Origin of the sequence: Tunicatimonas sp., assembly GCF_049647865.1 — a bacterium.
GTDB lineage: Bacteria > Bacteroidota > Bacteroidia > Cytophagales > Cyclobacteriaceae > Tunicatimonas.
Window position 1 is genome coordinate 1 of sequence record NZ_JBARYM010000716.1, and the last position, 2,462, is coordinate 2,462.

The following is a 2,462-nucleotide window of genomic DNA, read 5'->3' on the forward strand; positions in this document are numbered from 1 at the left end:
GGTGATGATGTACTGCTCCGGTTATCAATAAGGAGGGTATGGGAGCTTGCTCTTTGCTAAACGCCCGGTCGGAAATAACCAAAATATTAGCTCCGTTTTGTACGGCTTGCTCGGCTTTAGCCACCAATTGCTCAATAGCGTTTTCTAATGCACCCGCTTCACCAGTTGCCGGAAATACTGCTTGTAGCACTTCAACCTTGAAAGCCGGATGCTGTAGATATTTTATCCGTTTAAGCTCTTGATTAGTAAGCACCGGATGCTTTAGCTTAATCTGCTGACAGTGCTCAGGAGTTTCTTCCAAGATATTTTTGGTAGCACCCAGCTGCGTAAATAGCGACATTACTAACTTTTCCCGGATAGGATCAATCGGTGGGTTGCTCACTTGAGCGAACAATTGCTTAAAGTAGTTGGCAATATGCTGGCTTTGGCTGGAGAGAGCGGCTAATGGTGTATCAGCCCCCATAGAGCCGATAGGCTCTTTAGCCTTATCAGCCATCGGCCCAAGAATAACTTTCAAATCTTCGCCGGTGTAACCCATCGCCTGTTGACGAGTAATAACGGGTAAATTATCTGATGGCTGAGTGTCTTGCCCATTTACGTGCAGTGGTTCGGGCAGTTCATCCAAGAAGTACCGGTGCTCGTTGAGCCAGCTCTGATAGGGATGTTCAGAACAAATTCGATCTTTAATCTCTTTGTCGCTGATAATGCGCCCTTCCGATAAATCGGCTATAAACATTCGTCCGGGCTTCAATCGCCCTTTAAGTAGTACTTTAGACTCATCTACAGGCAAAGCTCCCGCTTCAGATGACATTACCAATTTCTGATCTTCAGTGAGCAGATAGCGCGACGGACGAAGGCCATTACGATCTAGAGTAGCCCCCACCATATCACCATCGGTAAAGCAGATAGACGCGGGGCCATCCCAAGGTTCCATCATTGAAGCGTAGTATTCGTAAAAGGCTTTCTTGTTTTCTTCCATCAGCTCATTATTTTGCCAAGCTTCAGGAATGAGCATCATCATCACGTGAGGTAGTGATCGCCCCCCCATATGCAATAGTTCCACTGCCAAATCCAGGTTAGCTGAATCTGAAAAAGCCGCGTCACAGACCGGCATTAGCATTTCTAGTTCTTCATCGGTAAACAGGGTAGACTGGAGTAGGGCCTGCTTAGAGCGCATCCAGTTTACATTTCCTCGGATGGTATTAATTTCGCCATTGTGGGCAATGAACCGGAAGGGTTGCGCTAGCTTCCACTTAGGAAACGTATTGGTGGAGAAGCGAGAATGCACCAGAGCCAAGGCCGAATCAAAGGAAGATTGTTGAAGATCAATGTAATAGGGGCGTAGCTGAAAAGTGGTAAGTTGCCCCTTGTATACAATAGTTTTATAGGAGCAAGATGCAATGTAGAAAGTATCTATTGTATTGGCTACCTCTTGGTGTACAGTATGCAAAACGTATTGCTTCAGTACATATAGCTTTCTTTCTAAAGTCATTGGATCATTGGGTGGTGCCCCTTTCCACCGGATAAAGGCTTGCTCAATACGATGCTCTACTTGCTTGGCCGAACGCCCTAAACTTTGATTATTAGTAGGCACCTGCCGATACCCCAAAAGCTCTAGTCCAAGTTCTTTAATAGCTTGATTAAGAAGCCCTCGGCATTCTTCGCGCAGCTCGGCGCTAGCTGGAAAAAAGATCATGGCTACACCATATTCGTTAAAATCCGGTAGGGTAAATTTTACATTTTCCTGAAAAAAACGATGTGGCTTCTGTACTAAAATTCCGGCTCCGTCGCCAGAATCAGGTTCGCAGCCACAGGCTCCCCGATGCTCCATATTCTGAAGCATAATAATTGCGTCATCTACAATACTATGCGATTTTTTACCTTGTAAATGAGCAACGAATCCGATACCACAAGCATCGTGTTCAAATGAAGAATCATATAAAGAGTTTTCGTTATTTCTCATCCGCAAGTCTTTAGTATACGCTTCCAACAAATAGATAATAGTTTAATGTTTGGAAATCAGAATAAAATTTCTGAATTTTACTTATAAGCAGACTATTGTATTGCGTATGCTCTTTAATAGAGAATATAGCTTAGTTACTGCATGAAATATTTGGTATTAATTTTTCGCAAAACTTTATTCCGCGAATAAGCAATATACTTAATTTTTGGTACATCATAAACCAGTATTATTAGCAAAATACCAAATGTTATCTGGTAGGAAAGGATGGTGCTTGCTCTCTACTGAAAATATGACTACCTCAAAAACTATTCGTTGTTAATCTTGTAACGTAAGCCAAAATCTTACATTGAAGATTATCATTTTTTTAATTTTTTGAAAATTGGCTGCTCATTGAAAATTTTTCAAAAAAGGATAGAATTATTGCGAATATTAACTGATTCTACTCCAGTTAAATGTATTTTCCTTCATTTTATCTACGTGCTGACGAATAGGGTGATGC

At 42.0% G+C, this 2,462-nt stretch carries 1 protein-coding gene; it reads right to left on the reverse strand.

Annotated features, from left to right (window positions below):
- On the reverse strand, window positions 1–1,993 hold a 1,993-nt coding region (locus WBA23_RS20935; RefSeq protein ID WP_424584230.1), incomplete at its 3' end, for a glutamate synthase central domain-containing protein.
- Window positions 1,994–2,462: the final 469 nt, after the last annotated feature.